A 25,812-nucleotide genomic window follows, 5' to 3' on the forward strand; every position below is an offset into this window, starting at 1 on the left:
GGACGGCTCGAGGGGGAGGTCTCGGGGGAGGTCTCGAAGGGGACGGGGGTCAGCCGGCGAACCAGCGCACCGGCTTGGGCGCGAGGTTCTGGTACACGTGCTTGGTCTCGCGGTATTCGGCGAGCCCTGCCGGGCCCAGCTCGCGGCCCGTGCCGCTCTTGCCGAAGCCGCCCCACTCCGCCTGCGGCAGATAGGGGTGGAAGTCGTTGATCCAGACCGTGCCGTGGCGCAGCCGGCCGGCGACCCTCCGGGCCCGGCCCGCGTCGGCGGTCCAGACCGCGCCGGCGAGGCCGTACTCGGTGTCGTTGGCGAGGAGCACCGCCTCGTCCTCGTTGCAGAAGGTCTCGACGGTGAGGACCGGGCCGAAGACCTCCTCGCGGACGACCTTCATCTCGCGGTGGCACTGGTCGAGGACGGTCGGCTCGTAGAAGTAGCCGGACTCGGGCCGTTCCGGAGCGGGCGACGGCCGCTTGCCGCCGCAGCGCAGCACCGCGCCCTCGGCCAGCGCGGAGGAGACGTACGCCTCGACCTTGGCGCGCTGCTGCGCGGAGACGAGCGGGCCGCACTCGACGCCGTCCTCGGTGCCGCGGCCGAGCCTGATCTTCTCGGCGCGGCGGGCGAGTTCGGTGACGAAGCGGTCCCGGACGGACTCCTCGACGATGAGGCGGGCGCCGGCCGAGCAGACCTGGCCGCTGTGGATGAAGGCCGCGTTGAGGGCCTGGTCGACGGCGGTGTCGAAGCCCTCGTCGGTCGCGCAGGCGTCGGCGAAGACCACGTTGGGGTTCTTGCCGCCGAGTTCGAGGGCGACCTTCTTGACGGTCGGGGCGGCCGCCTGGGCGACCTTGGTGCCGCTGATCAGGCCGCCGGTGAAGGAGACCAGATCGACGCCGGGGTGCTCGGCGAGGCAGGCGCCGACGGTGTGGCCGGGGCCGGTGACCAGGTTGGCGACGCCCGCGGGCAGGCCGGCCTCGGCCAGCAGGTCGATCAGCGCGATGGTTGTCATCGGGGTGATCTCGCTGGGCTTGATCACGAAGGTGTTGCCGGCGGCGAGAGCCGGGGCGATCTTCCAGCTGGCCTGGAGCAGCGGGTAGTTCCAGGGCGTGATCAGCGCGCAGACGCCGACCGGCTCGTGGACGACGACGCTGTGGATGTCGGGGGAGCCCGCGTCTACCACCCGGCCGGGCGCCTCGGCGGCGACCAGGTCGGCGAAGTAGCGGAAGGCGTCGGCGACACAGTCGATGTCGATGCGGCCCTCCTCGGCGGTCTTGCCCGCGTCCTGGCTCTCCAGCAGGCCGAGTTCCTCGCGGTCGCGCCGGAGGAGGTCGGCGACGCGGCGCAGCAGGGCGGCGCGCTCGGCGACGGGGGTGCCGGGCCAGGGGCCCTGGTCGAAGGCCTGCCGTGCGGCGGCCACCGCGCGCTCGGTGTCCTTCTCGTCGCCCTCCGCGACCACGGCGAACGGCCGGGCGTCCGCGGGGTCGAGGATCTCGCGCGTCCGGCCGGAGATGGCTTCCAGCCACTCGCCCCCTGCGTGGATGGTCGCCTGGGCCTGTCGTCCCGTTCTGTCCGCCATGATCGGTATCGCCTTCCGTTCCTGTTCAGTGCCCCTATGTCACAGACGTGTCACAGTCGGGGACCGTGACCGCCTGCCCCACCCCTTCGATCGCATGCGCAATCGGTGGCCGAAAGTGTGCCGCGTCACTGAAAATGCGGTCGAAAAGGGACAAAAGTAGGCTGAACAAGGGAGCTTGGGGTGATCACGGAGGTACCGCGATGGCCGGACGACCGCTGATCTGTGCGGCGGCAAGCGCGGCCCTGTTCCTCTGCCCCGCCCTGGCGGCGTCCGCCGCGGCGGACGGCACCGGTGATCCGAGCGCCCGCGAACTCGCCCGGGAGGCGGAGGGTCACCTGCGCGACACCGCGTCGATCCACCTGACGTACATGGAGCGCGACCCGGACGCGGACCGCACGGACCTGGAGGCCATGGACCTGTCCCTGGACCGGGACGGCGACTGCGTCGGCATGCTGCGGATGGCCTCGAAGGGCGGCGGTCTGGAGATCGTCAAGCAGGGCGACGAGGTGTGGGTGAAGGCCGACAGCATGTACTGGAAGGCCCAGCTGCCGGGCCGCCGGGGCGAGGCGGCGGCCCACCTCTTCAAGGACCGGTACATCCACGGCACCACGCACGACGGCATGCTCATGGGCTGGGCCGACGTCTGCGATCTGCGCGAGTTCCAGAAGGACCTGACCCTGGACTCGTCCTCAGGGAAACAGCTGACCCGGGGCGCAAGGACCACGGTCGACGGCATCCCGGTGATTCCGCTGCGGGGCGAGACGGACGGCAAGCCGTCCACCCTGTACGTCACCTCGGACGCCCCGCATCTGCTGGTCGAGGGCACCCAGAAGGACGACGGCGCCGACCGCACGGTGAGGCTCTCGGACTACGGCGAACCGGTGCCGTCCGCCACCCCCTCCGCGCAGGAGTCGGTGGACGTGTCCCGGGTGCTCCAGGAGCTGCGGCAGACCAGAGCACCATGGACGACGCCCGCCGATTCCTTTGACTGAAGTCAAAGAATGACCGAGCCAGTGTCGGCGGAGCAGGTCGCGGCCTTCCGCCGTTTCAACCGCTACTTCACGCGCCGCATCGGCGCCCTGGACGATCACTACCTGGGGCAGAACCGGCCCTTCGGCGAGGCCCGGCTGCTCTTCGAGATCGGGGACGGCGTCTCCCTGCGCGAGCTCAGGAACCGCCTGGGACTCGACGCCGGCTACCTCAGCCGCATGGCGAAGGCGCTGGAGGCCCAGGGCGTGGTCCGGGTCTCGGTGCCGCCGCACGACAACCGGCTCCGGATGATCGAGCCGACTCCGGCCGGCCGCGCCGAGGTCGGCGAGCAGAACCGGAGGGCCGACGCCCTGGTCGCCGGGCTCCTCGACGGCCTCACCCCCGGCCAGCGGGCCGAGCTGACCGACGCGATGGCGACCACGCGGCGCCTGCTGCGGCTGGCGGGGATCACCATGGCGGTCGTGGACGGGGGATCGGCGGACGCCCTGGCCTGCCTGGACGCGTACGCGGCCGACATCGACGCCCGCTTCCCGGAGGGCTTCGACCGGGCCGCCCTGGTCCGCCCCGAGGAGGTGACCGGGGACGCCGGCGCCTTCCTGGTCGCGTACGAGGAGGGGTGGCCGGTGGGCTGCGGGGCCCTCAGGCGCCTTGCGCCGGGAGCCGGCGAGATCCGGCACGTGTGGGTGCATCCCGAGGCCCGGCGGCTGGGTCTGGCGCGGCGGCTGCTCGACGGGCTGGAGCGGGAGGCGAGGGCGCGCGGCCTGGACGTCGTACGCCTGGACACGCACGCCGTGCTCACCGAGGCGCAGGAGATGTACCGCGCGTGCGGGTACACCGAGATCCCGCGCTACGACGACAACGTCTACGCCGGCCACTGGTTCGAGAAGCGACTGTCACCGCCGGCCGGCTGACCACTCCTCCACCAGGTCCCGAACGCACCTGCGGAGCCACGCGTGTGCCGGGTCGGCCTCGTGGCGCGGATGCCAGGCCAGCCCCAGCCGCAGCGGCGGGAGGGGCACCGGCACCGGGAACGTGGCAAGACCGAGTGCCGAGACCAGCGGCTCGGCCATGCTGCCGATCATCCCCACCAGATCGGTGTCGCGCAGGACGAAGAGGGAGGCGGGAAAGGTTCCCACGCTGCCCACCACCCGTCGCTTCAGGCCGAGTTCGGCGAGCGCGCCGTCAACGGGGCCGTACAGCCTCCCCCGTCGCGAGACGGTGATGTGAGCGGCCGCCGTGGCGAAACGCTCGGGTGTCACCTCCCGCTCCAGCAGGGGGTGTCCGGCGCGGACGACCCCGACCATCCGGTCCTCGGCGAGCGGCTCCACATGCACCTCGGGCGCCACCGTGTCGATCACCCCCACTTCCAGATCGGCGGTTCCCTCCCGCAGGAACGGCGCGTCCACATGGCTCTCGGCCAGGAAGCGGATACGGATGCCGGGCGCTTCCCGGGCGGCGCGTGCGAAGAGGGCCGGGCCGTAGGAAGCGGCGACCGTGTCGTGACCGAGGATCGTGAAGGTACGTTCCACCGTCCCGAGGTCGGCGTCCCGGCCGGGCCGGAACAGCGCTCGGGCCCGCTCCACCACCGCGCCGACCTCGGCCCGCACGGCCAGCGCGTGCGGGGTCGGCACCATCCGGCGTCCGGCTCGCACCAGCACCGGGTCGCCGAGCGCCTTGCGGATGCGGCCGAGCGTGCGGCTCATCGCGGGCTCGGACAGATGCAGCCGGCGGGCGGCGCCCTGGACGCTCTGCTCCTCCAGCAGAACGTCCAGCGCGACGAGCAGATTCAGGTCCAGGCCCGTGGATTGCGTCATGTGCATCTGTCCCTTGCGAAGATTGCACTGGAGTGCAGGTCACTGCGGAGCCTACGGTGACGGGGAACCCCACACCACTCCGCCCAGCCCGGGAGAAGCCGTGCCCTCGCATGCCCTGAAACGTTCGACACTCCTCGCCCTGTGCGCCTGCGTCCTGGTCGCCCAGAGCATGGTCGCCGCCATCAACCTCCTGATCCCCGAGCTGACTTCGTCGTCCCTGCACCCCTCGCACACCGAGATCCTGTGGACGGTCGACGCCTACGTCATCGCCTTCGCCGGGCTCCTCATACCGTCCGGTGCGCTCGGCGACCGGTATGGCCGCAAGGGCGCCCTGCTCGCCGGGCTGGCCCTGTTCGCGGCGGGCGCCGCCACCAGCGCGCTCGCCCCGGACCCGGCCGTGCTGATCGCGGGCCGGGGCCTGTCCGGCGCCGGGGCCGCGCTGATCACACCCGCCACCCTGTCGATCCTGGTCCACCTGTCCGCCCCGGAGCACCGCGCCCGCGCCATGGCCTCCTGGACCCTGGCGATCGGCATCGGCGGCGCGCTGGGCAACCTGGGCGGCGGCCTGGTCGGCCAATACCTGTCCTGGCGGGTGCTGTTCGCGGCGATGGTGCCCCTGGCCGCGCTCCTCGCCGTGGCGGTGACGCTCACCACCCCGCGCACGGAACGCTCCGCGCACAGCACCCTCGACCCCCTCGGCACGCTCCTGCTGACGACAGGCCTTCTCGCCGTCCTCTTCGGCATCATCGAGGGTCCGACGTACGGCTGGAGCTCCCCGCGCATCCTGGGCGCGTTCGCGGCCGGCGCCCTCCTGGTCACGCTCTTCACCGCGCACGCCCTGCGCTCGCCCAGGCCGCTGTTCGACCCGCGCGTCTTCGCCTCCGCCCGGCTGCGCGCCGCCACCCTCGGCACGGCCACCGGCTTCTTCGGCCTGTTCTCGCTCTTCTTCGTCAACTCCCAGTACCTGCAGGGCGTCAAGGGCTTCGGCGCCGCCCTCACCGGCGTCGCGATCATGCCGGTCACGGCCGGTATGGCGCTCGTGCCGAAGTTCGCCGCGCGATGGGCGAACCGCCCGCGTCCGGTGGTCGGTGCCGGGCTCGCGCTGATCGGCCTCGGCCTGCTCGGCGCGTCGACCGCCGACGCGGGCACGCCGTACGGGACGTACGGCATCTGGCTGCTGGTCATCTCGGTCGGCACCGGTCTGTCCATGCCCGCCCTGACCCTCGGCGTGGTCAGCTCGCTCCCGCCGCACCAGGCGGGCCTCGGCTCGGGCCTCGGCACCACGGCCCGCGAGACCGGCGCGGCCCTGGGCGTCGCGGTCACCGGAACCGTCCTGTCCTCCCACGCCGACCTCGCCGACGGCATGGGCCCGGCCCTGCGCACGACCGCCCTGGTGGTGCTGGCGGCGACGGCGTTGGTGGTCGTCGGATACGGCGGCCGGACCGGCTCACGCACCATCGCGTCCGGCCCGGAACGCGTGCTGTCGCGATCGGCGCGCTCCTGACTCCCCGCACCCGCCGCCTCGTTCACCACTCGGTGTGGCGCTACGAGCCCGCCGGGCCGTCGAGTTGTGTGTCCTGGACCATCCGGAGGACGGGCCCGGCGCGCGGCGCGGGCGGGGTGCCGGGCAAGCGCGGAATGGAGTGCCAGCGGTGGAACGGGCGCGGGCCCTGCTCCGGTCGAAACCGGAGCAGGGCCCGTGCGGGTGGTAGCGAGGCTCAGATGAGGCCGAGGCCGCGGACCGCCTCGCGCTCCTCCTCGAGCTCCTTGACGGAGACGTCGATGCGGGCGCGGGAGAACTCGTTGATGTCCAGGCCCTGGACGATCTCGTACTTGCCGTCCTTGCAGGTGACGGGGAAGGAGGAGATCAGGCCCTCCGGGACGCCGTAGGAGCCGTCCGACGGGATGCCCATGGAGGCCCAGTCACCGTCGGCGGTGCCGTTGACCCACGTGTACACGTGGTCGATGGCGGCGTTGGCGGCGGAGGCGGCGGAGGACGCGCCACGGGCCTCGATGATCGCGGCGCCGCGCTTGGCGACCGTCGGGATGAAGTCGTCGGCCAGCCACTTCTCGTCGTTCACGACCTCGGCGGCGTTCTTGCCGGCGACCGTGGCGTGGAAGATGTCCGGGTACTGGGTGGCGGAGTGGTTGCCCCAGATGGTCAGGCGCTTGATGTCGGCGACCGTGACGCCCGTCTTCTTCGCGAGCTGGGTCAGCGCGCGGTTGTGGTCGAGGCGGGTCATCGCGGTGAAGCGCTCGGCCGGGACGTCCGGCGCGGCGGCCTGCGCGATGAGCGCGTTGGTGTTGGCCGGGTTGCCGACGACGAGGACCTTGATGTCGTCCGCGGCGTGGTCGTTGATGGCCTTGCCCTGCGGCTTGAAGATGCCGCCGTTGGCCTCGAGGAGGTCGCCGCGCTCCATGCCCTTGGTGCGCGGGCGGGCGCCTACGAGGAGGGCAACGTTGGTGCCGTCGAAGGCGACGTTCGGGTCGTCGCTGATGTCGATGCCCTGGAGCAGCGGGAACGCGCAGTCGTCCAGCTCCATGGCCGTGCCCTCGGCGGCCTTGAGCGCCGGGGTGATCTCCAGCAGGCGCAGCTTGACCGGCACGTCCGCGCCGAGCAGCTGGCCGGAGGCGATGCGGAAGAGCAGGGCGTAACCGATCTGGCCGGCCGCGCCGGTGACGGTGACGTTCACGGGAGTGCGGGTCATGGCGTTCTCCGTATGACAGCTGGCGGTGGGGCGTCACTGCCCCGGCGGATGATCGATCTCTTGGCGTCAAGAGAATCCAGCGGTCAGGCTATCGCGCATCCGGCATGCGAGATGTCCGGGGCCCTGTGGCTCACCCCACAAGTCTCAACTCGTGGTCTCTTCGGACTCGTGGTTCATGAGGGGATTCATGAAGGGGCGGCCGCCCGTCCGGGAGAGGGGGACGAAGACGGCCGCCTATGGGGGGTACCGGCTGACCGGACTCCCGTGGGGGTACCAGTCGCGTGCCCAGGATCCGGCGGCTCATGCGTCCCTCCCCCGGAATTCCACCCGATCGGGTTCGGCCGCCCTCCCCGGCGCCCCTTCCGACCCCCTACTTCGTGCAGCCCGTCCGCCCGGCGGCGAGGGTCGCGCAGGCCTTGGCCTCGGCCGCGTCCTGCACGGCGATCATCGGCGTGTAGGCGATGGCGTCCCCGACGGCGGTGATGTCCCCCGTCTGGCGGACCTTGCCGACGGAGACCTGGACCCGGTCGCCCCGGGCGGCGCCGGTGATCCGTCCCCAGGCCGCGCCGCAGGCCTTGCTGTAGCGGACCTCCAGGGTGGCGGTGCCGACGGTGGCGGTCTTGGCGGTGGTGACCAGATCGCCGCTGCAGCCCATGGCCTCCGCGTCCTTGCCGGTGCAGGCGGAGCCGCTGCACTTGACCCCGGCGGGCAGGCCGGTGTGGGTGCTGCGGGTCGGGGAGGGCGCCTTGGCGGCGCCCTCGTTCTTGCCGCCACCGCCGGGGTGGGTGAAGAAGAAGACGGCTGCGGCGGCGACGAGGACACCGACGAGGCCCGCGAGGAACATCGTCGCCCGCCGTTTGCCCCCCGGCCTCTTCCCGGAGGTGCCGCCGGCGGGCCGCGGGTGCCCGTCCTGCGGGTTCGGGGTGCCCGGTGCCCGGCCCGGACCGTCCGGGGCAGACGACGGCCGCGCACCCGCACCGGGCCGGGCGCTCGCCTGCGACGGGCCCTGATAGCCCGCCAGCCCCCAGGAGTTGACCCCGGAGGCCGGACCGCGGTCCGTGCCGTCGCGCCCGTCGGCGTCGGCCGCCGTCGGCTGCGGCGGGATCGTCGGGGCGACGCCCGCCGGACCGGCGACGCCCGGGGTCGCGGTGGTGCCGGCGCCCCTGCGGGCGGTCCTGGTGCCGCTCGCCCCCTCGGCCTCGGCCGGCCCGGACTCCCCGAGCGCGGCCCGCGCCTGGGAGATACGGATCGCCTCCATCGTCCGGTCGTGCCGCAACTCGGCCCGGCTCCAGGCGCGTTCGGCCAGCTCCCACATGGTGGTCAGATGGACCGGATTGGTGCCGGTGACCTCGGCGAGCGCGACGATCGCACCCTTGGGTGCGAGGAGCCGGCCGCCCAGGTAACGCTCCCAGGACGACTTGCTGTAGCCGGTCCGGTCGGCCAGCGCCGCGATGCTCAGGCCGCTGCGGTCCACGAGCCGCCGCAACTGGCTCGTGAACTCCTTGATCTGCGGATCCAGTTCATCCGGCAAGGCTTTCCAACGAGGCATTGCTTCCCCCCTACTTTCCCCCCGGTGGTGCTGTCGGTTCCCCGCGCCGTTCCTCCGCACGTGACCTCGCGCCGGTCCGGTCCCCTCGCGCCGCCCCCTCTGGCTACCCACAGAGATGCGCTGATCGAGGATCCCAGTTCCCGGAGTGGGGGCGTACGGGAGCATCGCCGCCCGCCGGTTGTGCACCGTCGCACACCGAGCGCCCCACAGTCCACCGGACCGTCCCGATTGGACACCTTGGACACGTTAGCCCGGTTCTACGGGACCTTCGTGACGTATCCCCGAACTGTCAACACATCGACACGGCGGGCACACATGTGGCAGGGCGCGGACACCGTAGCGGAACGGTCACTTCCGTGCCACAGCGCACGGACAGCCGTTGAACAGGCAGTTCTCGGGGGGAAGGCTGGATCCCGACGGCGGCTCGTCCTTGCTCGGGGGAGGGGACGGGCCGCCGTTCTCGGGCGATGCGCCGTGCGTGCGGCGCTACTTGGTGACCGTGAAGTGCAGGGTGTCCTTCAGGAACGGGATCACCAGCCACGGCTTGGGCTGGGCCATCATCGCCAGCAGGACGATCACGAGGCCGAGGATGCCGTAGGTGGCGATGTCCGTGAAGCGCGAGCGGACGGCGAGCATGCCGACCCGGGGCAGGGTCCAGCGCAGCACCGCACCGGCCAGCAGGCCGGCGCCGATCAGCAGGGTGCCGTAGCGGAACACGTCGAGCGCGGTCAGCAGCAGGCCGAGGGCGACCGTGGTCAGCACGACGAGCATCGGCCACTGCCGGGCGGGCGCCGGGGCGTCACCCGGGGCGGCCCGGCCGCCGCCCTCGGGGCGTGCGGTGTCCCTGGTGAACCGGGGGAAGCGGCGGGTGACACGCCGGGGGCGCCCCTCGGCGTGGGGGGCGCCGATCGGGTCGTGCGCGGGCGGCTGCGTGCCGTGGGCGTTCTCAGCCGGCACTGCGCTCCGCCGCCTCGACCACGTTGACCAGCAGCTGCGCCCGGGTCATCGGGCCCACACCGCCCGGGTTCGGGGAGATCCAGCCGGCCACCTCGGCCACGGCCGGGTCGACGTCACCGACGATCTTGCCCTCGGCACTGCGGGAGACGCCGACGTCCAGGACGGCCGCGCCCGGCTTGACGTCCTCGGGGCGGATCAGGTGGGCGGACCCGGCGGCCGCGACGATGATGTCGGCCCGCCTGAGGTGGGCGGACAGGTCCCGGGTGCCGGTGTGGCACTGGGTCACGGTGGCGTTCTCGCTGCGCCGGGTGAGCAGCAGCGGCATCGGGCGGCCGATGGTCACGCCCCGGCCGACGACGACGACCTCGGCACCCTTGATCTCCACGCCGTAGCGGCGCAGCAGGGTGAGCACGCCGTTGGGGGTGCAGGGCAGCGGCGCCGGCTCGTTCAGGACGAGGCGGCCGAGGTTCATCGGGTGCAGGCCGTCGGCGTCCTTGTCCGGGTCCATCAGCTCCAGGATGCGGTTCTCGTCGATGCCCTTGGGCAGCGGGAGCTGGACGATGTAGCCGGTGCAGGACGGGTCCTCGTTCAGCTCGCGGACGACCGCCTCGATCTCCTCCTGGGTGGCCGTGGCGGGCAGCTCGCGCTGGATGGAGGCGATGCCGACCTCGGCGCAGTCGCGGTGCTTGCCGGCGACGTACTTGCGGCTGCCGGGGTCGTCCCCGACCAGGATCGTGCCGAGGCCGGGCGTGATGCCCTTCTCCTTCAGCGCCGCCACGCGGGCGGTCAGATCGGACTTGATCGCGGCTGCGGTGGCCTTGCCATCGAGAATCTGGGCGGTCATGACACCATCCTCGCGGATGACCGGCTCTCGGTTCCAATCCGGGCCCCTGCCGCGCGGCACCTGGGACCGGCCGCGGGCACCGCCCCGGATGTCCCCGGATGGTCGGTGATGTTGCACTTGCACAACGCCTTGCGAATCCGGCTGGACAAGAACTCGCCTCTCCTACGACGATGAACGGCGCAGTATCGCGGTCCGGTTGGGGGGCAAACCGCTCAGATCCTGACGTTCCTCCGTTCCTTCCGCGTCAGTCCCCGCAGTGTCAACGGAGGAAATCCGCCATGAGTTTCGGCTCGCCCAACAACCCGTACGGTCAGCCGCAGGATCCGCAGCAGGGCTACGGCTACCCGCAGCAGCCCGGCTACCCCCAGGCACCGCAGGGCGTCCCGCCGCAGCAGGGCTACGGCTACCCGCAGCAGCCGGGCTACCCGGGTTACCCGCAGCAGGGCGGATACGGCTACGGCGCCCAGCCGCCGTACGCGAACTGGGGACAGCGGTTCCTCGGCACCCTGGTGGACGGCCTGGTCTTCCTGGTGCCGTACGTCCTGATCATCGTCGGCCGGAACAACGCCGCGCTGTCGGCGATCGGCGCGCTCGCCTTCATCAGTATCGCGATCTGGCAGCTGATCCAGGAGGGCCGCACGGGCCAGACGGTCGGCAAGAAGGCGCTGGGCATCCGCCTGGTGAAGGAGGAGACCGGCCAGCCCCTCGGCGTCGGCATGGCGTTCGTCCGCCGTCTCGCCCACTTCCTGGACAGCCTCGCCTGCTACCTCGGCTGGCTGTGGCCGGCCTGGGACTCCAAGCGCCAGACGTTCGCCGACAAGGTGTGCGGCTCGATCGTGATCCGCTCGAACTGAGCCCACGCGCAGCCGCGTGACCGGCTGACCGCCACACCGAGGGCCGTGCCCACCCGCGCAGGGGGGCACGGCCCTTGCTGTTCCGGCCGCCCCGATGCTCCACGAGTGCTCCACGAGGCTCAGCGAGAGCTCCACGGATGTTCTGCGCCCTCAGTCCCCGCCGGATTCCCAGCGAAAGGACGCGAGGCCACCCGGGTGGGTGCCGGGGCCGGTCCCCTCGGGCCCGGGGCCGGTCCCCTCGGGCGCGGTGTCGTCACCTGTACGGCGGCGGGCGAGGTGGCCGAGGGCGGCGATGACGCCGAGCAGGACGGCGACCAGGCAGACGAACCCGAGCAGGAGCCCGGCGGCGCCCAGGAAGCCGTACTCGGCCAGTCTGGCCATGATGTCGATCGGGTCCATGCATCCGCACGCCAGCATGCGGTGATGGTCCCCGCTGCCAGTGCGGTGGTCACGGAGTGTTTCCGAACGGTGCCCTGGTATTGCCCGTTCCGGGACCGTCCTCGGGGCACAGTTCGCGCCATTCACTCGCAAGGGCCGTGTTCACCCGTGCAGGGGGGACACGGTCCCGGTGTGTCCCCCTAGGCTGGCCGGGGTAGCCGTCAGGCACGGGGAGACGCACCTTGTTCAGCATCATCGTGGTACCTCCGCCGACCCCGGAGGACGAACACCTGCCCACCCAGATCCGGCTCGCCCCCGGCGAGCGCCTCACCTTCGGGCGGGCGCCCGGCAACGACCTGCCGATCCCGCACGACGGGGTCTCGCGCCGGGCCGGCGAGCTCACCGCGCAGGGCGCCTTCTGGATACTGAGCAACCTGTCCGCGCAAGCGACGTACGTCGTGGAGAACCCGGAGGGCGCCGGCGAGCACATCAAGGTCGGCCCCGGCAGACTCGGCGCGCCCGTCCCCTTCGAGTTCTCGCGGATCGTGCTGCCCGCCGCCGGGGACCTGCTGGCGATCGAGGTGTGGGCGCCGCGCCACGACTATCTGCGCGAGGGGGCCGGGCCGGACGGCGACACCACCGCGCCCGCCTTCTCCGTCGACCGCACCAAGCGCTACTTCGCCGTCCTGGCCGCCCTGTGCGAACCGCGGCTGCGCGGCGCCCCGCACGCCCCGCTGCCCACCGTCGACCAGGTCGTCGACCGGCTGCGCCCCGTCTGGCCGGCCGCCTCCCGCACCTCGGTGCAGTGGAACATCGACTACCTGGCCGTGAAACTGCGCCTCAAGCCCGGCCCGGACAAGGCGGACCCGGGCCCCCGCCTCAACGGCAAGAAGGAGTCCCTGGTCTCCCTGGCGCTCCGCTTCGACCTCGTGCGCGAGGACGACCTGGTCGTACTGGCCGGGCCGTCCGCGCGGGCAGCCCGGTGACCGAGCCGTACGCCGTACTCGTGCCGAAGGGCTACCGGGTCGGCGTCTGGGAGGTGCGCGAGCCGATCGCGACCGGCGCCTTCGGCAGCGTCTACGCGGGCCGGCGCACCGGTGACGGTGACCGTGGCCTTCACCGCGAGCGGGACCCTGAACTGCCGCGCACCGCCGCTCTGAAGTTCCTGCCCACCGGCACCGGAACCCCGCGCCAGCTGGCCCACCTACGCGAACTGGTCGAGCGCGAGGTCGAGTTGCACCGCCGGCTCGTCCGGCCACGCCTGGTGCGGATGTACGAGACCCTCGTCGTCGACGACCCGCAGCGCCCCGAACTCGACGGTGCCACCGTCCTCGTGCTCGAGAAGGCGGACGGCTCGCTCTCCGCCCGCCTGGCCGCCTCGCCCCGCCCCGCCGACGGCCCCGCGCTGCTCGCGCAGATCTGCGAGGGGCTGGCGCAGCTGCACCGGGCGGGCTGGGTGCACGGGGATCTGAAACCGGCCAACGTGCTGCTGATGCCGGACGGTTCGGCCCGGCTCGCCGACTTCAACATGGCCGCCGAGCTGGAGGGCACCCACGCCTACACCCCGGCCTTCTCCACCCCCGACTACACACCGCCCGAGCTGCTGTGGTCGGAGATCGGCGAACGCGGCCGCCGTATCCGCCCGTCGGCCGACGTGTGGGCCTTCGGTGTCCTCGCGCACCTCGTCCTCACCGACTCCTTCCCGCTGCCCGGCGGCACCCCGAGCGCCCGCCGCGACGCGGCCGTCGCGTATGCGCGCGGCACCGACGAGCTGCGCCTGTCACCCGGACTCCCGGACGCCTGGCGGGAGATCGTGCGTGACTGTCTGGCCCGTACGCACGCCGACCGCATCGGCACCGAGGCGTTGCTGCGCCGCGTCGAGGCGGCCGCCGGCACGGGCCGCTCGCCGCGCCTGCCCCGGCTGTTCCCGCGGCGCAGGCGCCGACAGGCACTGATCGCCGGATCCGCGGCCGCCACCGCCGCCGTGGCGGCCCTCGGCTACGGCGTCAGCACCTGGGCCACGGACCGGCACGACGACGCCCCGGGCGCCTCCTCGGCCGGTTACGGCGCCTCGGAACTGCGGACCGACAAGGGCGTTCCGGTCTCCTACCGCCGGCTCGTCGTGGACTCCGCCCACGCCTGCTCCGAACCCGACGTCACCCCCGCGCTCATCGCGGCGATGCTGAAGGCCGAGAGCAACTTCGACCCGAACCTCTCCGACCCCGGCAAGCAGGAGTTCGGCATCGCCCGCTGGACCCCCGCCGTACTGCGCTGGTGGATGCGCGACGACGGCGTCCCCGCCTCCGCGACGCCCACACCCCCGCTCACCCCCTCCGTCTCCATCCCGGCCATGGGCCGCTACCTGTGCTTCATCGACTCCCATCTGAAGGACGGCCTGCGCGGCGACAAGCGGGTGCTGACCGCGGCCGGCTACCGGACGTCGTACAAGAAAGTGAACGACGCGGGCGGAGTCCCCCCGAAGTACCGCGACTACTGCGCCCGCGTCGCCCACTACCTCAAGGAGTACACGCCCCCGGAAAAGAAGTGACCCTGAGACTTCCGAGGTACCGCCGGACGGGTCACGGCGGCACGGTGGACCCACTCCGCCACGGCGGAGCGACCGACACCGTTCGTTCACATGGGGGAAATCGTGAACATCGCCAAGCCCGCCGCACTGCTCGTCGCGGCCACCGCCCTGCTCGCCGGCTCCACGGTGGCGGCCACCGCCGCCGCACCGGACGGCACCCGCGTCACCGGCGTCCAGCAGGTGGCCGACCAGGTGCTCGCGGGGCACCCGAAGCCCCTTTCGGCTTCCGCCGACACGGTCTGGTACGACGGCCTGACCCTCACCAAGGCCCCGAGGGGCAAGGTCGCCGCCAAGGACCTGGACTGCGCCTACGGTCACCTGTGCATGGTCGTCAAGGGCACCAAGTTCGACTTCTACAAGTGCCAGACCTGGGACGTGAACAACTGGACCGGGGACGGCCCGTACACCAACAACCAGACGCCGGGCACGGTCGCCAGGTTCTTCAACCAGGACGGCAGCGTCCGCTGGACCTCGACCGCCTACGACGCCGGCACCGCAACCTGGGACCCGATCTGGTCCCTGCGCCCCTGCTGACGCCGTAACAGGACCGACGGCCTCCGGCTCCCTCGGGGGAGGGCCGGAGGCCGTCGGTCGCTCCTGCGGAGCCGTGTGTCAGTGGAAGAAGTGGCGCGTGCCCGTGAAGTACATCGTCACGCCCGCCTTCTTCGCGGCCTCCACGACCTGCTCGTCACGGATCGAGCCGCCCGGCTGGACGATCGCGCGGACGCCGGCGTTGATGAGGATCTCGGGGCCGTCCGGGAAGGGGAAGAAGGCGTCGGAGGCCGCGTAGGAGCCGCGGGCGCGCTCCTCGCCGGCCCGCTCGACCGCGAGCTTGCAGGAGTCGACGCGGTTGACCTGGCCCATGCCGACGCCGACCGAGGCGCTGTCCTTGGCGAGCAGGATCGCGTTGGACTTCACGGCGCGGCAGGCCTTCCAGGCGAAGGACAGCTCGGCCAGCTCGGCCTCGCTCAGCGCCTCGCCGCTGGCCAGCGTCCAGTTGGCCGGGTCGTCGCCGTCGGCCTGGAGCCGGTCGGTCTCCTGCAGCAGCACGCCGCCGTCGATCGCCTTGACCTCGACGGGGTTGGCCGGACCGTTCGGGGCCTTCAGCACCCGGATGTTCTTCTTCTTGGTGAGGGCCTCCAGGGCCCCCTCCTCGTAGTCCGGCGCGACGATGACCTCGGTGAAGATCTCCGCGACCTGCTCGGCCATCTCCCTGCTGACCGGCCGGTTCACGGCGATGACACCGCCGTACGCGGAGACCGGGTCGCAGGCGTGCGCCTTGCGGTGCGCCTCGGCGACGTCCGCGCCGACCGCGATGCCGCACGGGTTGGCGTGCTTGATGATCGCGACACAGGGCTCGTCGTGATCGTACGCGGCACGGCGGGCGGCGTCCGTGTCCGTGTAGTTGTTGTACGACATCTCCTTGCCGTGCAGCTGCTCGGCCTGGGCGAGACCGGACCCGCCGGCGTCGACGTAGAGGGCAGCCGGCTGGTGCGGGTTCTCGCCGTAGCGCAGGGTGTGCGCGCGCTCCCAGGTGGCGCCCAGGAAGTCGGGGAACTGCGACTCGTCGGCGGGGGCGTACCCGGAGGCGAACCAGGAGGCCACGGCCACGTCGTAGGCGGCCGTGTGCTGGAAGGCCTCGGCGGCCAAGCGCTTGCGGGTGACGAGGTCGAAGCCGCCCGCCTCGACGGCGGCGAGGACGTCGGTGTAGCGCTCGGGGCTGGTCACCACGGCCACGGACGGGTGGTTCTTGGCGGCGGCGCGGACCATCGAGGGGCCGCCGATGTCGATCTGCTCCACGCACTCGTCGTCCGAGGCGCCGGAGGCGACCGTCTCCCGGAACGGGTAGAGGTTGACGACGACCAGGTCGAACGGCTCCACACCCAGCTCGGCGAGCTGCTCGCGGTGGCTGTCGAGGCGCAGGTCGGCGAGGATGCCCGCGTGCACCTTCGGGTGCAGGGTCTTGACCCGGCCGTCCAGGCACTCGGGGAAGCCGGTCAGCTCCTCGACCTTGGTGACGGGGACACCGGCGGCGGCGATACGGCCGGCCGTCGACCCGGTCGAGACCAGCTCGACACCGGCCTCGTGCAGCCCGCGCGCGAGGTCTTCGAGGCCGGTCTTGTCGTAGACGCTGACGAGCGCCCGGCGAATGGGCCGCTTGGTGCTCTCGGCGGTGGCGGTCACTGGATAACTACCTTTCGTCCCTCAATGCGATGGCCGTGCCGGGCGAGCCGCCCCACGACCTCGACGAGCAGCCTTCGCTCGACTTCCTTGATGCGCTCGTGCAGCGCGCTCTCGTCGTCCTCGTCCCGGACCTCCACCACGCCCTGAGCGATGATCGGCCCGGTGTCGACGCCGTCGTCGACGAAGTGGACGGTGCAGCCGGTGACCCTGACGCCGTACGCGAGCGCGTCGCGCACGCCGTGGGCCCCAGGAAAACTGGGCAGCAGCGCGGGGTGGGTGTTGACGAACCGCCCGCCGAACCGCGCAAGGAATTCCTTCCCGACGATCTTCATGAACCCGGCGGAGATCACGAGGTCGGGCTCGTACCGGGCCACCGCCTCGGTGAGGGCCGCGTCCCACTCCTCGCGGGTGGCGAAGTCCTTCACCCGGCACACGAAGGTCGGCAGCCCGGCCTGCTCGGCGCGGGCGAGCCCCTCGATGCCGTCGCGGTCGGCCCCGACGGCGACGATCGCGGCGCCGTACGTCTCGGCTCCGGTGCGCTCGATCTCGTCCAGGAGCGCCTGCAGGTTGGTGCCGGATCCGGAGACCAGCACGACGAGGCGCTTGACCGCTGGGCCAGCGGGGGTGGCGGCCACGGTGGGGCCCTTTCTCGGGGGAGCGATGTGTCCGGCCGGCTTTTTGTACAGTCGTACGAATGCTTCGCGCCCCGATATACGGGGAAGTCTACGAAGCGGCCGACCGTCAGCAACGATACCGGCACTCCGGAAGGCCCCCACGGGACGGGGGCGTGGCCGGAAGGTAGCGTTCGGGACGAATCACGAAGGAGCAGCCTCGGGAACGCGGTCGCCGTGCGGTGCGTTCACGGGGTGGAAGCTCATGTCGGACTGCCGTAGTCACCTAGGGGAAGACGCTCTTTTGATGCCCGATCGCAGCCTGCGACTCCTCACGTTCCCCCCGCGCCCGGCCCAGGGGGGCGAGCGTGGCGTCGTGCTGCTGCGGGAGCGCCCGGCCTCGCCGCCCGAGGCACCCCAGGGAGGACGCGACGGCGACGGACGCGGCAGCGAGCAGCAGGACGACAACCCCTTCGCGCCACCGCCGGAGGGCACCCCCGACCGGCCGTGGCGGCCCCGTCACCCCGAGGGCTCGGCGCACTCCGGGGGCGGCTCCCCGTGGGGCACCCAGTGGAGCGACCGCCAGCCCGGCCGCTCGCCCGGCGGCTTCGGCGAGCGGCCCGGCGGCGGCCCCCAGGGCCCGGGCGGCCCGACCGGCCCCGGCATGCGCTGGGACCCGACGGACCCGGCCCAGCGCCGCGCGCGCTACGCCCTGCTGTCCGGGATGTGGGCCGTCTTCTTCGTCCTGTTCGGCTGGCCGTACGTGTCCCTGCTGCTGGGTGCGCTGGCCCTGTACTGGGGCATCAGCGCCCTGCGCGCCAAGCCCCGCACCCCCGACCCGGACACCCCCGCGCCGGTCCAGGGCCCCCGTCCGCAGACCACGGCCGCGATCGGCGGCCTGGTCACGGCCACCCTGGCGCTGGCCATGGTGGGCACGGTGTTCGTGGCACAGCTGGTCTACCGGGACTACTACACCTGCGTCAGCGACGCCCTCACCCACGAGGCCAAGCAGTCCTGCGACCAGCTCCTGCCGAAGGAGCTGCGCGGGGTGCTCGGAGTGGGCAACAGCTGAGAGCGGGCAACACTGAGAGCGGGCAACATCTGAGGGACCGCCTCACCGGGGGCACTGTCTACGGGGTGCCCTCCGCTTCGGGTTCTTCGGCACCGGGTTCTTTGGCATCGGCTTCTTCGGCGTTCGGGCGGTGCGCGTCCGCGGGGGCCGAGGGCTCCGCGAGAGGCGGTCGGTCGGCTGCGTCGGGCGCGTCGGCCGCGTCGGGCGGGTCCGCGGGCGCGGAGGCCTCGCGCGGGGCAGCCCGGCGGGTGGCTCGGGAGTGGTCGTCGTGCCAGGCGGGGGCGAACGGGTCGGGCGCGGGCAGGACGTCGTACTGGTCACCGTCGTCGGGCTCGGCACCGGCGAGGGTGTGGTCCCGGCGGCGGCCGGGGCCCTTGGTGGCCTTGGCTGCCTTGACCGCTTTTTCTGCTTTAGCCGCTTTGGCCGACGTCTCCTTCGACTCCTTCGATTTCGCCTTCTGCCTGGCCTCCTTCGTCTCCTTCTTCGACTCCTTCGCAGTGGGCTTCCGTGAACCCGTCGAGGCCTCCTTCTTGCCCGTCTCCCCCGTCTCCCCTGTCTCCCCCGTCTCCCCCGTCGTCCCGCTCTCCGTTCGCTGCGTGCTCCCCGGATCCGTGCCCTGCGCCGGGACCGTGCAGTGCGCTTTCTGTCCCCGCAGCCGCCATGCCCGTACCGTCAGCGCCACGGGCATTCCGACCACCGCGATCCACAGCCAGGCCGCTCCCCCGCTCTGCCACCACACCGGGCCGAAGCGGGCCAGCGCGGCCACGCCCAGCGGGCCGCCGGCCAGCGCGCTCAGGAGGGCGAAGACCGCCGCGCACACCAGCGCCGCCAGCATGAGCACCCCGGTGGTCCGCGCGGCCGACCAGGGTGCCGGCGCCTGAGCGGCGCCCTCCGCCTCCCCCTGCTCACCACCGCGCACGGCCGCCCGTGCCACGAACCAGGCCACCGCCACCCCGGCGGCCATCGGCACCAGCCCCGTCGCCCGGTTCAGCTCCGTTCCGGCGCCCGCGTCCGGTACCGCGGCGAGCAGCGGGAACGGGGGCAGCAGCGGGGCGGGGTCGGAGGCCAGGGGCTGCACCAGGTGCCCGGTGCCGAGGACGAAGCCGGGGCCGAGGCCGTAGGACGCCGACCACACCGCCGCGTTGGGGATCAGCGCGATCCCGAGGAGCAGGACCGCGAACCGGCCCGTCCAGCCCTCCGTCAGCTGCAGGAAGGAGTCCCGCGCCGCATCGCCGTGCAGGACCAGCGACACGGCGAGCAGCAGTGCCCCGCCGCCGAAGAGCACCGCCGTTCCGGCGCCTCCGGCCCGTACGGCCGCACCCAGTCGCTCTTGTGCCTCCATGCCGAACACCAGCCGCCGCATCGGTCCCGGCAGCACCCGCAGCAGGCTCAGCACGGGCTCGAGCGGGCGGCCGTGCGCCGACCAGACCCCGGCCGCCGCCGCGGCCGCCGCGACCAGCGGCAGACAGGCCGTCACCCAGCCCCACACGGGCCGCAGTTCGCCGCCGGAGCAGTACAGCGCGGCGGCGCCGCCGACGCCGAGGTAGCCGAGGACCACCCCGGTCCAGGCCGTGTGCGCCGGGACCGGTGGCGGGCCGTCGGGTCCGGGGTGCGCGTCCGTCGCGTCCCGCGCCGCCCGGTACAGCAGCCACACCGGCAGCGCGAGGAGCAGCAGCGGGGTCACGCCCACCGGCATGGGCGCGCCGGAGAGGGTGTCGGTGCGGACCAGTTCGGCCCCGTGCGCCAGCAGCCACAGCGCGGCGGCGGCGTGCAGCGCCCCGCCCGGCCCGCTGTCGGGGTACGGCGAGCTGACCCACAGCGCCAGGACGAGCACGGCGAGCGAGGCGAGCCCGAGCCCGGCGGCGACGGCACCGCCCAGGAGGCTCTCGCCCAGGCCGGGCGATCGGTCGCGCATCCGGTGCACCAGGAGCGACAACGACGGGCGGCGAGCGGTCATCAGGGTCACGCCGCCATGGTCCCAACGACACGCGCTTTCCGGTCGTAACAGGCCAACTCCCGATGTGTCGCTCAATATATGTTTATGTACTTGTCGTACGAATTTGGGGAGCACTGTGACGCAGACTCAGGCCGACCTCACCCAGCCGCCGCCCGCCCTGACGCCCGATCAGACCTTCGATGCGCTCTACGCGTTCTGTGCTCCCGCACTCGTACGGCAGACGTACCTGCTCACCGGGCGCCGGGAGCTGGCCCGGGAGGCCGTGGAGCGGGCCTTCCAGGTCGCCTGGCAGCGCTGGCCCGAGGTGGCCCAGGACCGGGACCCGGGCGGATGGGTGCGCGCGACGGCGTACGAGTACGCCCTCTCCCCCTGGCACCGCTTCCGCCCGCGCTACCGCGAGCCCGAACCCCCGCCCGCCGACCCTGCCGACCGCGCGCTGCTGCAGGCCCTGCTGCAGCTCCCGCCGTCGTACCGGCGCACGCTCGTCCTGTACGACGGCGTCGGCCTCGACCTGCCCGAGACGGCGGCCGAGACGGAGGCGAGCACCCCGGCCGCGGCCGGCCGGCTGACCCGGGCCCGGGAGGCCGTGGCCGCCCACGCACCGGAACTGGCCGACCCCGCCGCACTGCACCGGCGGCTGCTCGAACTGGCCGCCGCGGAGCACCTGCACGCCGCCAAGCCCCGCGCGGTACGGACGGTCGGCGAACGCCGGAACGTGTTCTGGACCCGGGCGGCCATCGCCTTCACGGTCACGATCATCGGCGCGACGACGCTCACGCTGCGCACGGCTCCGACGCATTACGAGCCACCGATCGCCCCGGCCCAGGCGGTACAGGGGGTTCCCCCGCCACCGGCCATGGGTCCGCTGTCACAGGAGGAACAGGCTCTGCGAGCGAAGCTGCACGGGGCGGCTGCCAAGGGGCCCGAGCGACTGCTGCCGGCGGCGAGGTGAACGGGGCGGCCTCGCCCGGCTGTGGGCAGTCGTGCCCACGTGGCTGCGCCCACCCGGCGTGGCGAGCGTAAACGCCGGTAGGCCCGCCCCAGCCAAGGGGACGGGCCTACCGACAGCGAGCCAGGAAGCTCAGGCGCTGAGGATCTCGCGCGCCAGCTTCGCCGTCTCGGTCGGGGTCTTGCCGACCTTCACGCCCGCGGCCTCGAGGGCCTCCTGCTTCGCCTGGGCGGTGCCGGACGAACCGGAGACGATGGCACCGGCGTGGCCCATCGTCTTGCCCTCGGGCGCGGTGAAGCCCGCGACGTAGCCGACGACCGGCTTGGTCACGTTCTCCTTGATGAACGCCGCGGCACGCTCCTCCGCGTCGCCACCGATCTCACCGATCATCACGATGAGCTCGGTCTCCGGGTCGTCCTGGAACGCGGCCAGGGCGTCGATGTGCGTGGAGCCGATGATCGGGTCACCGCCGATACCGACAGCGGTGGAGAAGCCGATGTCCCGCAGCTCGTACATCATCTGGTACGTCAGCGTGCCGGACTTCGAGACCAGGCCGATGCGGCCCGGCTTGGTGATGTCGCCCGGGATGATGCCGACGTTCGACTGGCCCGGGGTGATGATGCCGGGGCAGTTCGGGCCGATGATGCGGGTCTTGTTGCCCTTCTTGCCGGCGTACGCCCAGAAGGACGCCGTGTCGTGCACGGCGATGCCCTCGGTGATCACGACGGCCAGCGGGATCTCGGCGTCGATGGCCTCGACGACCGCGTCCTTGGTGAACTTCTCCGGCACGAAGATGACGGAGACGTTGGCCCCGGTCTTCTCGATGGCCTCGGCGACCGTACCGAACACCGGTACCTCGGTGCCGTCGAAGTCCACGGTCTGACCCGCCTTGCGCGGGTTCACGCCGCCCACGACGTTGGTGCCGTCGCCGAGCATGAGCTTGGTGTGCTTCATGCCCGTGGCGCCGGTCATGCCCTGGACGATGACCTTGCTGTCCTTGTTGAGCCAGATAGCCATGGTGTGTTGTGTCCTCGTCCTGAGTGCTTACTTGGCGGCGTGGGCCAGCTCGGCGGCCTTGTCGGCCGCGCCGTCCATGGTGTCGACGCGCTGCACCAGCGGGTGGTTCGCGTCGGTGAGGATCTGTCGGCCCAGCTCGGCGTTGTTGCCGTCGAGGCGGACGACCAGCGGCTTGGTGACGTTCTCGCCGCGGTCCTCGAGGAGCTTCAGGGCCTGCACGATGCCGTTGGCGACCTCGTCGCAGGCCGTGATGCCACCGAAGACGTTGACGAAGACGGACTTGACGTCCGGGTCGCCCAGGATGATCTCCAGGCCGTTCGCCATGACCTGGGCGGAGGCGCCACCGCCGATGTCCAGGAAGTTGGCGGGCTTGACGCCACCGTGGTTCTCACCGGCGTACGCGACGACGTCCAGGGTGCTCATGACGAGACCGGCGCCGTTGCCGATGATGCCGACCTCACCGTCGAGCTTGACGTAGTTGAGGTTCTTCTCCTTGGCGGCGGCCTCGAGCGGGTTGGCCGCGGCCTTGTCGTGGAGCTCGTCCCAGTCGTGGCGGAACTCGGCGTTCTCGTCCAGCGATACCTTGCCGTCGAGGGCGAGGACGTCACCGGAGGCGACCTTCGCGAGCGGGTTGACCTCGACGAGGAGGGCGTCCGACTTGATGAAGGTGTCCCACAGCTTGACGAGGACGTTCACGACCTTGTCGGCGACGTCGGCCGGGAACTTGGCGGCCTCGACGATCTCGCGGGCCTTGGCCTCGTCCACACCGTCGATCGGGTCGATCGCGGTCTTGGCGACGGCCTCCGGACGGGTGGCCGCCACCTCCTCGATCTCCATGCCGCCCTCGACGGAGGCGATGGAGAGGAAGGTGCGGTTGGCACGGTCGAGGAGGAAGGAGACGTAGTACTCCTCGAGGATCTCCGGAGCGGTCTCGGCGATCATGACCTTGTGGACCGTGTGGCCCTTGATGTCCATGCCGAGGATGTCCGTCGCACGGGCGACGGCCTCGTCCGCGGAGGCAGCCAGCTTCACACCACCGGCCTTGCCGCGACCACCGACCTTCACCTGCGCCTTGACGACGGACTTGCCGCCCAGACGCTCGGTGATCTCGCGCGCCGCCTCAGGCGTGTCGATGACTTCACCGGCCAGCACCGGTACATCGTGCTTGGCGAAGAGGTCCCTCGCCTGGTACTCGAACAGGTCCACGCGCTTCCGTCCCTATCAGTGATCTCGCGGTTCGTTGGATGCGTGGGCGTGCCGCGAAGGGCAACGTGACGTCCGCTGTCACTAGGGAGGCGCACACGGTGTCCGAGCGCGCGGCATGTCCGTCTCGCAGGTTATCGCCGCTCACGGAAGCTCTCTAAATCAGGGGTCACACCTGAGCGGTGATACCTGTCACATGATGCCGGGATTCCTGGCACGGCGTGCCGCGATCGCGGGTATGTGCGAGGCCTCACCGGGCTGGGGTTGACCCGGTGAGGCCTCTGATCGGGCCCGAGGGGGCCCGGGGCGGTTGATCCCCACCCCAATGGGGACCACCCGCCCCGTCCCGCGGGGGACCCGGCCGGACCGACCGACGGTGTTCGGCCGTCCGGGTCCGTTCGCCCCCGCGGAGCTTGCGCGGCGCTCAGCCCTACTGCACTCCGTGGGTGTGCGCCAGACCCTGGACGTAACCCGGGGTGGCGGACTGGGCGACGCCCTCGGCTCCGGCAACGGCATGGCCGGCCAGCGGACCGCCGGTGGCCTGCGCGGTTGCGCCGAGGTCCTGCACGAACGGCCCGACCGGCTGTGTGAGGGGCACGGTCCCGCCGACGACACCGCCCACGTAAGGACCAGCCTCACCCGCCACTCCGTACGCCAGCCTGCTCACGCTGCCCTCGGCACCGCCCACGACCGGCGACACGGTCCCGGTGACCGTGTTCACGACCGGCTGCACGGCAGCGGTGACTCCGGCCGCGAACGGCGGCACCTGCCCGGTCACGCCCTCCGCGAAGGCACCGGTCTGTCCGGTCACGCCGTGGGCGAGCGGCGGGACGGCGCCCACGACACCGCCGGCGAAGGGCTGCACGTCGCCCACCACGCCGTACGCGAGCGTCCCCGCGTCCGCCACGGCCTGCCCGGCGACCGGCACGACCCCGTGCACGGCCGTCCCGGCGACGGGCGGCAGCACGGCGTCCACGGCGTTCTGGGCAACCTGCCCGACCAGCCCGGTGGCGTACGGCGGCACGTCCGCGAGAAGCCCGTCGGCGAGGGGCAGCGCGTCGGCGAGGGCACCGGTGGCGACGCCGTGCACGTCGGTGACCGCGCCGGTAGCGATCCCGTGCGCATCGCCCACGGCGCCCGTGGCGACGCCGTGCACGCCCCCCGCAGCGCCTGTGGCAGTGCCGTGCACATCGCCCACAGCACCCCAGGCAACGCCGTCCACGCCGACCGCGGCACCCGTGGTGACCCCGTGCACGCCGGCCACGGCGTCCGTGGCGAGTCCGTGCACCTGGGTCACGGCGTCCGTGGCCGTGCGCTGCACGCCCGCGACGGCGCTCGTGGCGGTCCCCCGCGCGCTCGCCACGGCGCCCGAGGCGGTGCCCTGGACACCCGCGACGGCGTACCCGGCGGTGGGCAGCACGCCCGTCACCGCGCCGGTGGCGGTCCCCTGGACGCCCGTCACCGCGCCCGAAGCGGTGCCCTGGACACCCGCGACCGCGTACCCGGCGGTGGGCAGCACGCCCGCCACCGCGCCCGAAGCGGTGCCGTGCACGCCCGCGACCGCGTGTCCTGCGGTCGGCGCCACCCCCGCGACCGTCTCGTCGGCGACCGGCACCACCCCGGCCACGGCGGCGGAGGCCACCGGCGGGACGGCGGCGGCGGTCGTCTCGTCCACGACGGGTGCGACGGTGCCCGGCACGGCCCGAACCGTGCCGACGGCCCGCTGCTCGACTCCGGCGACCGTGCCGGTGACGTGCGCGGGCACGGCTGCGACGGAGGCCTCGGCGGCACCGGTCGCCCGTGCCGCCTCGCCGCCGGCGAGGACGGCCGCACCGGCGGTACGGCCCTGCGCCCCGGCCACGGTCTGCTGTGCCGTCGTCCGTACGGCGCCCTCGACACCCGCGGCCCGCTGGCGTGCGGCCGCCTGGGTGGCCTGGAGCTTGGTCTGGGCGGCCGCCAGGGCCTCCTCCACCTCGGGGGCGAAGGAGGAGAGGGGGCCGAAGAGGTAGTCGATCGCGTCCTGCGGGGAGGGAACGGAAGGAGCGGACAGGTGATTGGCCGTGTGCGCGGCCGTGTGGGTCGCCGCGGTGGCCTCGGCGGTGGCCCGGCCGGTGACCTGGGCGCCCGCAGTCTGCGCGTGCTGCGCGTGCGCCGTGGTCTGTGTCTGGGCGGCGCGGGCGGCACGGGCACCGTTGATGGCCTGGCCGCCCCGGATCTTCGCGGCGGCCGGGACCTCCGCCTCGGCCTGGCGGCGGGCCTGGTCGGCCGTGCCGGTGGCGGTCCGGGTCTGCTGCTGCGCCTTGGCCGCCGTGCCGGAGACGGTCGAGGTGGCCGTGCCGGTCACGTCGGAGACGGTGTCGTGTACGTCGGTGAGGACGCCGTCGAGGGTGTCGGTGAGGGTCCCGGTGGTGCTGCCGGTGAGGGTGCTGTCGGTGTCCGGTGCGGAGACCGCCGGGGTGGACAGCTCGTCGGCGCTGGCCGCGGCCGAGCCGAGGGCCCAGGCGCCGGTGACACCGGCTGCTATCACGATCGAGCGGCGGAGATTCTTGTTCATGCGTGCGTCAAGTC

The 25,812-nt window shown here is 72.6% G+C and carries 22 protein-coding genes; 9 read left to right on the forward strand and 13 right to left on the reverse strand.

Going from position 1 to position 25,812, the window contains the following annotated elements; translation table 11 throughout:
- Nucleotides 1-49 precede the first annotated feature (49 nt).
- The gene (locus ACZ5DS_RS30920; RefSeq protein ID WP_468245043.1) at nt 50-1,570 is read right to left on the reverse strand and encodes an aldehyde dehydrogenase family protein; all 1,521 of its coding nucleotides are present in this window, start codon (nt 1,568-1,570) and stop codon (nt 50-52) included.
- Between the two features lie 200 nt (nt 1,571-1,770).
- Between ACZ5DS_RS30920 and ACZ5DS_RS30925 the strand changes: the two genes are divergently transcribed.
- Nucleotides 1,771-2,562: a hypothetical protein gene (locus ACZ5DS_RS30925; RefSeq protein WP_468245045.1), complete on the forward strand. Its 792-nt coding sequence runs from the start codon at nt 1,771-1,773 to the stop codon at nt 2,560-2,562.
- A gap of 9 nt (nt 2,563-2,571) precedes the next feature.
- A complete protein-coding gene (locus ACZ5DS_RS30930; RefSeq protein WP_468245048.1) occupies nt 2,572-3,471 on the forward strand; it encodes a GNAT family N-acetyltransferase in 900 nt (299 codons plus the stop codon).
- Here the strand turns inward: ACZ5DS_RS30930 and ACZ5DS_RS30935 are convergent.
- Nucleotides 3,454-4,380 (reverse strand): LysR family transcriptional regulator, encoded by a 927-nt coding sequence (locus ACZ5DS_RS30935; RefSeq protein WP_468245050.1) that lies wholly within the window; start codon nt 4,378-4,380, stop codon nt 3,454-3,456. The genes ACZ5DS_RS30930 and ACZ5DS_RS30935 overlap by 18 nt on opposite strands.
- Nucleotides 4,381-4,474: 94 nt before the next feature.
- Between ACZ5DS_RS30935 and ACZ5DS_RS30940 the strand changes: the two genes are divergently transcribed.
- On the forward strand, nt 4,475-5,878 hold the full coding sequence (locus tag ACZ5DS_RS30940; protein ID WP_468245053.1) for an MFS transporter: 1,404 nt from the start codon (nt 4,475-4,477) through the stop codon (nt 5,876-5,878).
- Nucleotides 5,879-6,092: 214 nt separating this feature from the next.
- Here the strand turns inward: ACZ5DS_RS30940 and ACZ5DS_RS30945 are convergent, their stop codons facing one another.
- The 4 genes from ACZ5DS_RS30945 to ACZ5DS_RS30960 form a co-directional block, all read right to left on the reverse strand.
- Nucleotides 6,093-7,082 (reverse strand): malate dehydrogenase, encoded by a 990-nt coding sequence (locus ACZ5DS_RS30945; RefSeq protein ID WP_468245055.1) that lies wholly within the window; start codon nt 7,080-7,082, stop codon nt 6,093-6,095.
- 370 nt (nt 7,083-7,452) lie between these two features.
- Nucleotides 7,453-8,613, reverse strand: coding sequence for a helix-turn-helix domain-containing protein (locus ACZ5DS_RS30950; RefSeq protein WP_468245058.1), 1,161 nt, complete (start codon nt 8,611-8,613; stop codon nt 7,453-7,455).
- Nucleotides 8,614-9,117: 504 nt separating this feature from the next.
- Entirely contained in the window at nt 9,118-9,588 is a 471-nt protein-coding gene (locus ACZ5DS_RS30955; RefSeq protein ID WP_468245060.1) for a DUF3017 domain-containing protein, read from the reverse strand.
- Nucleotides 9,578-10,432: a bifunctional methylenetetrahydrofolate dehydrogenase/methenyltetrahydrofolate cyclohydrolase gene (locus ACZ5DS_RS30960; RefSeq protein WP_468245063.1), complete on the reverse strand. Its 855-nt coding sequence runs from the start codon at nt 10,430-10,432 to the stop codon at nt 9,578-9,580. Before ACZ5DS_RS30960 ends, ACZ5DS_RS30955 begins: the two co-directional genes overlap by 11 nt.
- Nucleotides 10,433-10,710: 278 nt before the next feature.
- Between ACZ5DS_RS30960 and ACZ5DS_RS30965 the strand changes: the two genes are divergently transcribed.
- Nucleotides 10,711-11,286: an RDD family protein gene (locus ACZ5DS_RS30965; RefSeq protein ID WP_468245065.1), complete on the forward strand. Its 576-nt coding sequence runs from the start codon at nt 10,711-10,713 to the stop codon at nt 11,284-11,286.
- A 150-nt stretch (nt 11,287-11,436) separates the two neighbouring features.
- On the opposite strand, the gene ACZ5DS_RS30970 is transcribed toward ACZ5DS_RS30965, so the two are convergent.
- The gene (locus ACZ5DS_RS30970) at nt 11,437-11,703 is read right to left on the reverse strand and encodes a hypothetical protein (protein WP_468245068.1); all 267 of its coding nucleotides are present in this window, start codon (nt 11,701-11,703) and stop codon (nt 11,437-11,439) included.
- 203 nt (nt 11,704-11,906) lie between these two features.
- Between ACZ5DS_RS30970 and ACZ5DS_RS30975 the strand changes: the two genes are divergently transcribed.
- The 3 genes from ACZ5DS_RS30975 (at nt 11,907) to ACZ5DS_RS30985 (ending at nt 14,785) form a co-directional block, all read left to right on the forward strand.
- Complete coding sequence (locus tag ACZ5DS_RS30975) at nt 11,907-12,650, forward strand: FHA domain-containing protein (protein WP_468245070.1); 744 nt, start codon at nt 11,907-11,909, stop codon at nt 12,648-12,650.
- The gene (locus ACZ5DS_RS30980; RefSeq protein ID WP_468245073.1) at nt 12,647-14,212 is read left to right on the forward strand and encodes a serine/threonine protein kinase; all 1,566 of its coding nucleotides are present in this window, start codon (nt 12,647-12,649) and stop codon (nt 14,210-14,212) included. Before ACZ5DS_RS30975 ends, ACZ5DS_RS30980 begins: the two co-directional genes overlap by 4 nt.
- 90 nt (nt 14,213-14,302) lie before the next feature.
- On the forward strand, nt 14,303-14,785 hold the full coding sequence (locus tag ACZ5DS_RS30985) for a hypothetical protein (RefSeq protein WP_468245076.1): 483 nt from the start codon (nt 14,303-14,305) through the stop codon (nt 14,783-14,785).
- A 78-nt stretch (nt 14,786-14,863) separates the two neighbouring features.
- Here ACZ5DS_RS30985 and purH read toward each other — a convergent pair whose 3' ends face one another.
- Entirely contained in the window at nt 14,864-16,435 is a 1,572-nt protein-coding gene (purH, locus tag ACZ5DS_RS30990) for a bifunctional phosphoribosylaminoimidazolecarboxamide formyltransferase/IMP cyclohydrolase (protein ID WP_468245079.1), read from the reverse strand.
- A complete protein-coding gene (purN, locus tag ACZ5DS_RS30995) occupies nt 16,432-17,070 on the reverse strand; it encodes a phosphoribosylglycinamide formyltransferase (protein ID WP_468245081.1) in 639 nt (212 codons plus the stop codon). The genes purH and purN overlap by 4 nt, the downstream gene beginning before the upstream one ends.
- Nucleotides 17,071-17,353: 283 nt before the next feature.
- Here purN and ACZ5DS_RS31000 point away from each other — a divergent pair, with 283 nt between their 5' ends.
- Nucleotides 17,354-18,118 carry a hypothetical protein gene (locus tag ACZ5DS_RS31000; RefSeq protein WP_468245084.1) on the forward strand — a complete coding sequence of 255 codons (765 nt, stop codon included), beginning with the start codon at nt 17,354-17,356 and terminating at the stop codon, nt 18,116-18,118.
- Between the two features lie 58 nt (nt 18,119-18,176).
- Here the strand turns inward: ACZ5DS_RS31000 and ACZ5DS_RS31005 are convergent, their stop codons facing one another.
- Nucleotides 18,177-20,033, reverse strand: a complete 1,857-nt coding sequence (locus tag ACZ5DS_RS31005; RefSeq protein WP_468245087.1) for a cell division protein PerM — start codon at nt 20,031-20,033, stop codon at nt 18,177-18,179.
- On the opposite strand from ACZ5DS_RS31005, the gene ACZ5DS_RS31010 reads away from it, so the two are divergent.
- Nucleotides 19,927-21,027 (forward strand): sigma factor-like helix-turn-helix DNA-binding protein, encoded by a 1,101-nt coding sequence (locus tag ACZ5DS_RS31010; RefSeq protein WP_468245292.1) that lies wholly within the window; start codon nt 19,927-19,929, stop codon nt 21,025-21,027. The two genes, ACZ5DS_RS31005 and ACZ5DS_RS31010, sit on opposite strands and share 107 nt — an antisense overlap.
- Before the next feature lie 129 nt (nt 21,028-21,156).
- Here ACZ5DS_RS31010 and sucD read toward each other — a convergent pair whose 3' ends face one another.
- The 3 genes from sucD to ACZ5DS_RS31025 form a co-directional block, all read right to left on the reverse strand.
- Nucleotides 21,157-22,041, reverse strand: a complete 885-nt coding sequence (gene sucD / locus ACZ5DS_RS31015; protein ID WP_468245089.1) for a succinate--CoA ligase subunit alpha — start codon at nt 22,039-22,041, stop codon at nt 21,157-21,159.
- 27 nt (nt 22,042-22,068) lie between these two features.
- Complete coding sequence (sucC, locus tag ACZ5DS_RS31020; protein ID WP_468245091.1) at nt 22,069-23,247, reverse strand: ADP-forming succinate--CoA ligase subunit beta; 1,179 nt, start codon at nt 23,245-23,247, stop codon at nt 22,069-22,071.
- 427 nt (nt 23,248-23,674) lie between these two features.
- Nucleotides 23,675-25,798, reverse strand: a complete 2,124-nt coding sequence (locus ACZ5DS_RS31025; protein ID WP_468245093.1) for a hypothetical protein — start codon at nt 25,796-25,798, stop codon at nt 23,675-23,677.
- Nucleotides 25,799-25,812 lie beyond the last annotated feature (14 nt).

This window comes from Streptomyces sp. NPDC031100 (genome assembly GCF_055570785.1).

What these genes read in the sequence shown, in the direction of transcription:
- ACZ5DS_RS30920 (WP_468245043.1), bottom strand. Translation starts at nt 1,570, where the DNA reads ATGGCGGACAGAACGGGACGACAGGCCCAGGCGACCATCCACGCAGGG.
- ACZ5DS_RS30925 (WP_468245045.1), top strand. Translation starts at nt 1,771, where the DNA reads ATGGCCGGACGACCGCTGATCTGTGCGGCGGCAAGCGCGGCCCTGTTC.
- ACZ5DS_RS30930 (WP_468245048.1), top strand. Translation starts at nt 2,572, where the DNA reads ATGACCGAGCCAGTGTCGGCGGAGCAGGTCGCGGCCTTCCGCCGTTTC.
- ACZ5DS_RS30935 (WP_468245050.1), bottom strand. Translation starts at nt 4,380, where the DNA reads ATGCACATGACGCAATCCACGGGCCTGGACCTGAATCTGCTCGTCGCG.
- ACZ5DS_RS30945 (WP_468245055.1), bottom strand. Translation starts at nt 7,082, where the DNA reads ATGACCCGCACTCCCGTGAACGTCACCGTCACCGGCGCGGCCGGCCAG.
- ACZ5DS_RS30960 (WP_468245063.1), bottom strand. Translation starts at nt 10,432, where the DNA reads ATGACCGCCCAGATTCTCGATGGCAAGGCCACCGCAGCCGCGATCAAG.
- ACZ5DS_RS30965 (WP_468245065.1), top strand. Translation starts at nt 10,711, where the DNA reads ATGAGTTTCGGCTCGCCCAACAACCCGTACGGTCAGCCGCAGGATCCG.
- ACZ5DS_RS30970 (WP_468245068.1), bottom strand. Translation starts at nt 11,703, where the DNA reads ATGCTGGCGTGCGGATGCATGGACCCGATCGACATCATGGCCAGACTG.
- ACZ5DS_RS30985 (WP_468245076.1), top strand. Translation starts at nt 14,303, where the DNA reads ATGGGGGAAATCGTGAACATCGCCAAGCCCGCCGCACTGCTCGTCGCG.
- ACZ5DS_RS31000 (WP_468245084.1), top strand. Translation starts at nt 17,354, where the DNA reads ATGCCCGATCGCAGCCTGCGACTCCTCACGTTCCCCCCGCGCCCGGCC.
- ACZ5DS_RS31005 (WP_468245087.1), bottom strand. Translation starts at nt 20,033, where the DNA reads ATGCGCGACCGATCGCCCGGCCTGGGCGAGAGCCTCCTGGGCGGTGCC.
- sucD (WP_468245089.1), bottom strand. Translation starts at nt 22,041, where the DNA reads ATGGCTATCTGGCTCAACAAGGACAGCAAGGTCATCGTCCAGGGCATG.
- ACZ5DS_RS31025 (WP_468245093.1), bottom strand. Translation starts at nt 25,798, where the DNA reads ATGAACAAGAATCTCCGCCGCTCGATCGTGATAGCAGCCGGTGTCACC.